5 protein-coding genes are annotated in these 6,168 nt (G+C 66.6%); 2 read left to right on the forward strand and 3 right to left on the reverse strand.

Features of this window, described 5'->3' with window-relative positions:
* Window positions 1–182: 182 nt before the first annotated feature.
* Both RTU05_RS16485 and RTU05_RS16490 read right to left on the reverse strand, forming a co-directional pair.
* Window positions 183–956: a metallophosphoesterase gene (locus tag RTU05_RS16485; RefSeq protein WP_312599416.1), complete on the reverse strand. Its 774-nt coding sequence runs from the start codon at window positions 954–956 to the stop codon at window positions 183–185.
* A 14-nt stretch (window positions 957–970) separates the two neighbouring features.
* Window positions 971–1,759 carry a hypothetical protein gene (locus RTU05_RS16490; protein WP_312599417.1) on the reverse strand — a complete coding sequence of 263 codons (789 nt, stop codon included), beginning with the start codon at window positions 1,757–1,759 and terminating at the stop codon, window positions 971–973.
* A 115-nt stretch (window positions 1,760–1,874) separates the two neighbouring features.
* Here RTU05_RS16490 and RTU05_RS16495 point away from each other — a divergent pair, with 115 nt between their 5' ends.
* Complete coding sequence (locus RTU05_RS16495) at window positions 1,875–4,013, forward strand: response regulator (RefSeq protein ID WP_312599418.1); 2,139 nt, start codon at window positions 1,875–1,877, stop codon at window positions 4,011–4,013.
* Between the two features lie 4 nt (window positions 4,014–4,017).
* Here RTU05_RS16495 and RTU05_RS16500 read toward each other — a convergent pair whose 3' ends face one another.
* Complete coding sequence (locus RTU05_RS16500; RefSeq protein WP_409411643.1) at window positions 4,018–4,671, reverse strand: glutathione S-transferase family protein; 654 nt, start codon at window positions 4,669–4,671, stop codon at window positions 4,018–4,020.
* Between the two features lie 153 nt (window positions 4,672–4,824).
* On the opposite strand from RTU05_RS16500, the gene RTU05_RS16505 reads away from it, so the two are divergent.
* Window positions 4,825–5,874: a ribonucleotide-diphosphate reductase subunit beta gene (locus RTU05_RS16505; RefSeq protein WP_312599419.1), complete on the forward strand. Its 1,050-nt coding sequence runs from the start codon at window positions 4,825–4,827 to the stop codon at window positions 5,872–5,874.
* Window positions 5,875–6,168 lie beyond the last annotated feature (294 nt).

A 6,168-nucleotide genomic window follows, 5' to 3' on the forward strand; every position in this document is an offset into this window, starting at 1 on the left:
GGGCGGCGGGGGCCGGGGCGGTCGCCGTCTGGGCGAGGGCCAGGGTCGGGCCGCTCAGGACCAGGGCCGCGACGGCGGCGGTGCAGGACAGAAGACGCATGGAAGAACTCCGGGGCGAGGCCGATGTCGGCCGCAAGGGGCCTGTGGTCAGGCCCGAGAGCGCTTACCGTGGACCACAAGCGTCAGATTTCAAAGACCCGATAGGGCGTGTCGCCCAGGGTTTTCAGAACCGGCAGGGCGACGTTGTAGACCGGAACGCCCCGGTTGGTCCGCCCCTCCGGCCCGCCGCGATGGGCGTGGCCGTGGAGCACCAGGCTGACGTTGTCATAGCGATCGATGGTCTCGGCCAGGCGCGACGACCCCAGGAAGGCGTGGATCTCGGGCGGTTCGCCCATGACCGTCTCGACCACGGGCGCATAGTGCAGCAGGACCACCGAACGCTCGGTCCGCAGCTTGCGGATCGAGTTTTCCAGCAGATTGGCGTCCTCGACCGCCTCCTGCACGAAGCGCTTGATGGAGGCTTCGCCGAACGAGGACAGCATATAGCGGCCGAAGCCGCCGACGAATCCCTTGCCGCCCGCGAACCCCACGCCGTCGATCTCATAGGCCTCGCCGTTCAGCATCCTGACCCCGGCGTCGGTCAGCATCCGTTCGACCTCTTCCGGCTGGCCGCATTCATGTTCGTGATTGCCCAGGACGCCGACCATGGGGAGGGTGCAGAGCTTCAAGTCCTCCAGCAGCCGCTCCACCTCGGGCGTCTTGCCGTAGTTGGTCAGGTCGCCGCACAGGCACAGGACGTCGGCGTCGTCCGACACCCGTTCGAACAGCTCCCGATAGGGGCGTTCGCTGGTCTCCCCGACGTGCAGGTCGCCGACGGCGGCGACGCGCATCTTCTTGGCCGGGCCGGGTTCCAGGCCGGGCTGGGGCGTCTGGGGGTCGACGGTCGCGTCGGTCATGGCGGCTCTCCCTCTCAGTGACCCAGATTGACCGGGTCGTGGCGTTCCTCCAGCCCCTTGCCGACCACGTCGCCAAAGCCCCATTCGGCGACGTCGGCGACATAGTCGCGCGGGCTGAACAGCCGGCCGCGACACACCTTCACGCGCGGCGCCGGCAGGTCGATCTGGGCCGTCAGCCGCTCGACCAACTCCTCCATCAGCCAGCGCGGAATCCGGTCGCGCTCTGTCGGATAGGCGAACCGGAAGTTCAGCAGATGCGCCGCCAGCACCTCCCAATACAGGTCCATCTGGTCCAGCAGGCTCTTCCAGTCGATGGCGTCGGACTGTTTCAGGATGACGTGGTTCACGTCGGCGCCGTCATAGCGATAGCGGTCCTGGATGAAGACCTTGGACAGGATGAGGGCCGTTGGCGGGGTGATCTGGACCTGATGGCCATAGACGGTGATCCGATCCTCGCTGAACCAGCTGTCGGACACCGCGATGGTGCCGTTCGACATGGCGAAGATGACGTCGAAGAAGTGTTTCTCGTCCTTCCAGACCTTGGCGATCCAGCGCTCGTCCTCGACGTCGGTGCGATAGCCGTGCTTCTGGAAGAAGGCCAGGATACGGGGATAGTCGCCGGGCTTGCAGAAGACGTCCAGGTCCTTGGTCGGACGACGGATGCCCGTATAGGCCGTCACCGCATAGGTGCCGGACAGCAGGAAGGGGATGCCGCTTTCCTTCAGCAGGCGCAGGCTTTCCTCGTAGAAGGCCAAGGCGTCGGCTGGCGGTTCGAACGTCGGTTCGGCGATCATGTCGGACATCGGCGGCGCCCTCCCTGGCGAGGGCAAGGGAACGACGACCCTGCACGGCGGTTCCGGGAAAATACCTAAGTCAGCGGCGCCGGGATCATTAAGACCTGCGTGCGATACTCATTGCATGACCAGCACGAAGCGCTTCATGAAACCCGTCCCGTGGCGACTGTTTCGCCATGAAGCCGGCCGTGTCGCCGGCCCGCCCGCCTGGGCCTATCTGGCTCTGTTCGGCGCCTGCCAGTTGGCTGGTCTCTGGATGGCGCAGACCTTTTCCGTGACCATCCTGTGGCCCGCCAATGCCGTGCTGGTGGCGGCCTTGCTGCAGTTGCCTCGAAAACAGGCGGTTCAGGTGATGGGGGCGGCGGTCGCCCTCAATCTGCTGGGCAATCTGGTGCGAGGCGATACAGGTTTGTTTCTGTGGACCAACGCCCTGTTCAACCTGATCCAGGTGCTCGTCACCACCCTTCTGGCCCGTCGCTTCGGCGGCGCGGCGCTGGACATGCGCCGCCCGCGTCGGCTGCTGCGGTTCGCCCTGGCTCTTATCCCCGCCGTCGCTCTCAGCACGGCGCTTGCGGGCCTTATGATCCTGGCGATGGGGCACACGCCCTTTGGCGGACTGGCCTATCGGCTGCGTTATCTGTTCGAGATGGAGGCCTTGGCCATGCTGATCGTGGCCCCTTCGCTCCTGCTCATGGCGCGCCAGCACAGGTTCCGCGCCGACGGGGTGGCGCGTCGGCCCGAAATCGCGCTGCTGGCCGGGCTGGTCGTCGGTCTGACGGCGGCCGTCTTCAGCCAGAGCCAGGCGCCGGTGCTGTTCCTGGTCTTCCCGCCGCTCATTCTGCTGGCCTTCCGTCTGTCGCCGCCCTGGACAGCGACCGCGGTGATTCTGATCTCCGTCTGGGCGGCCGCTGCGACCCTGACGGGACATGGACCGATCACCCTGACCAGACTGGCGGCTACGCCGGAGATGCAGGGCGTTCCCATCGCGATGCGGCAGATGGGCGTCTTCCATCTGTTTCTGCTGGCGCTGCTGGGCACGGCCTTGCCCATCACCACCCTGTCGAGCGAACGGCGGCGGCTGGTCGAGCGTCTGAAGACACGGACCGAGGTCGCCCTGGCCGCGCGAAGGCGCGCCGAAGCGGATCGCGCCGCCAAGAGCCGGTTCCTGGCGATGATGAGCCATGAGATGCGTACGCCTTTGACCGGCGTCACGGGTTATGCCGACCTGCTGTCGCGCAACCCCAGCCTGGATGCCGAGGGCGTGCGCCAGGTCGACGCCGTTCGCCACTGCGGCGAGGCCATGCTGCGCCTGGTCGAGGATCTGCTGGAGGTGTCGCGCGGCGGGGTCGAGGTTGCGCCCAGGGTCAATGACCTGCGAGAGATCATCGAGGACGCCGTCGGACCCGCCCGCGAATGGGCCAGGGTCAAGGGGCTGGAGTTCGACCTCCGCATCGCGCCGGAAGCCGAGGGGCGCATCCTGATCGACGCCCGGCGCTTGCGTCAGACCCTGCACCATCTGGCCCAGAACGCGGTCAAGTTCACGGCGCACGGACGAGTGGGCCTGACGGTGCGCCGGACGGAAGACCGACTGGTCCTGGACGTGTCCGACACCGGTTGCGGCATGGACGAGGCGACGCGCGCGGGGGTGTTCCGCCTGTTCGAACAGGCCGACGCCACGACCAGTCGCGCCCATGAAGGCGCCGGCGTGGGGCTGGCCCTCGCCAAGACCCATATCGACTGTCTAGGCGGGAACGTGACGGTCGAAAGCGTCCTTTGGCAGGGTTCGACCATCACCCTGACCGTGCCGGCGCCGAGCGTCGCCACGGAGGAGGAAGAGGCGATGGAGCCGCTCCACAGCCGGCGTACGCGGGTCCTGATCGTCGACGACCATCCCGCCAATCGCGATCTGCTGCGGATCATGCTTCAGGCGGCGGACTGCGAAACGGCCGAGGCCGGCGATGGCGAGCAGGCCCTGGAGGCGCTAAAGGATCAGGCGTTCGACCTTGTGCTGATGGACGTGCGGATGCCGGTGATGGACGGTTTGACCGCCACCCGCGCCCTGCGCTCCATGGACGCTCCGACCTGCGACGTGCCCGTGCTGGCGGTGACCGCCGAGGCCATGCCCGAGGATGCGGCCCGATGCCTTGCCGCCGGCATGGACGGCCATCTGGCCAAGCCCGTCACCCAGGCCAAGCTCTACGCCGCCATCGAGGCGGTGTTCGACACGGTCTCCAAGCGGGCGGATGCGGCGCGGGCCGCCTGAAGCCTCAGCCTTCCCAGCCAGCCTCGAACGGAAAGCGCGCGGCCCAGAAGTCGGCCAGTTCGGGCAGGGCGTCGATCCGCCGGACCACCTCGGCCAATCGCGGCGCTTCGGCGTAGAAGCGCCGCCGCATCGGCCGCCAGCGGCTGACCACGGTCACATAGAGGTCCAGCATCGTCATCCGCTCGCCCAGCAGGAAACGGCCGGGCGACAACTGGCCCTCCATCGTGCGCCAGCATTCGGCGATCCGATCCTCCGTCCGCTCCAGAATGCGCGCCTGATCCTCGGTATCGTCGCCCGCCAGCCGCGCGGGAACGTCGCGCACCCAGTACATCGAATAGATCGACGCGGGGATGAAGGTCATCCAGCGCAGGAACTGACCACGTTCCGGATCGCCCGCCGCCGGCGCCAGCCCCGCCTGCGGATGCCGTTCGGCCAGCCAGATCAGAATGGCCGCGCTCTCGGTCATGACTTCGCCGTCCGGCGCGATGACGGCCGGCAACTGGCGCATCGGATTGACGGGCGCCACGCGGTCGCGCTGGTGATCGCCTTCCCAGGTGGGGGCGTCCACGATCACTTCATAGGGCGCGCCGATCAGGGTCAAGGCCGCTTCGACCGGGACCGAGCCGGAACCGGCCGCGCCGTAGATGCGATATTTCATCCCCAGGTCGCTCCCCAGTTTGCTGTGACCAATCTACTATATGTAGCGGTTCGAACGAAATGTGATCGCAACATAGACTAATTTCGGCTTGGCGCCGAGGCGTGGGAGTCGCATGGTGAATGCGTCTTCAGAATCGCTCTCAGGTCCAGTTCGATGAACGCCATCACCCCGATCATCCATCCCGACCGCGCCGGTCTTCTGACCCCGTCCGCCGCCTACAAGCCGTTCCGCTATCCGTGGGCGTTCGACATGTGGAAGAAGCAGCAGCAGGTCCACTGGATGCCCGAAGAGGTGCCGCTGGGCGAGGACGTCAAGGACTGGGCCTCGACCCTGAACGACAACGAACGCAATCTGCTGACCCAGATCTTCCGCTTCTTCACCCAGGCGGACATCGAGGTTCAGGACAATTACATGGAGCGCTACGGCCGGGTGTTCAAACCGACCGAGGTGAAGATGATGCTGGCCGCCTTCGCCAATATGGAGACCATCCATATCGCGGCCTACGCCCTGCTGCTCGAAACCATCGGCATGCCCGAGAGCGAGTTCGGCGCCTTCATGGAATACGAGGCCATGCGGGACAAGCACGACTATATGGGCCGGTTCGGGGTCGATTCTGACGCCGACATCTGCCGCACCCTGGCCATGTTCGGCGGCTTCTCGGAAGGGGTCCAGCTGTTCGCGTCGTTCGCCATGCTGATGAACTTCCCGCGCCAGAACAAGATGAAGGGCATGGGCCAGATCGTGTCCTGGTCGGTGCGCGACGAGAGCCTGCACTGCGAGGGCATCATCAAGCTGTATCACGCCTTCAACAAGGAGACGGGCGCCGTCACCAAGACCGTGGCCGACGACATCGTCGACTGCTGCAAGACGGTGGTGAACATGGAGGACAAGTTCATCGACCTGGCCTTCGAGATGGGTTCGGTCCAGGGCATGACGCCGGACGACATCAAACAGTACATCCGCTTCATCGCCGACTGGCGCCTGCGCCAGCTGAAGCTGCCTGAAGTCTATGGGGTGATGGAAAACCCGCTGCCGTGGCTGCAGTCTCTGCTGTCGGGGGTCGAGCACGCCAACTTCTTCGAGGCCCGCGCCACCGAATATTCCAAGGCGGCGACGCAAGGCAACTGGCACGGCGCCGACGGCGTCTGGACCGAGTTCGACCGCATGATGGCCCGGCGCGACATGAGCCTGGTCGCGGGCTGACACCCGTCGTCTTTCGGGCGCCGCCGGGCCGGTCGAGGCGGCCGTGACGGCGCGCGACATGGGAATGTCGCCGCCGGAAGATAAGGCGCGGTCCGTGGGCCGCGCCCGCCGGATCGGCGACGACCTGATCGCCAAGGCCCAATCGAACGCCTGAGACGCAGACCCTTAGCGCGCCGGTCCGACCGGCGTGCCGCAGGCCGCGCGGACGCCCGACTGGCACAGGCGGACCTGTTCGCGCCAGGCGGCGTAGTCGCGGTCGTACTGGTCCTGGGCGGCGCGCGTGGCCTCGGCGGC

The sequence above is a fragment of the Brevundimonas sp. genome (genome assembly GCF_032017145.1).
GTDB lineage: Bacteria > Pseudomonadota > Alphaproteobacteria > Caulobacterales > Caulobacteraceae > Brevundimonas.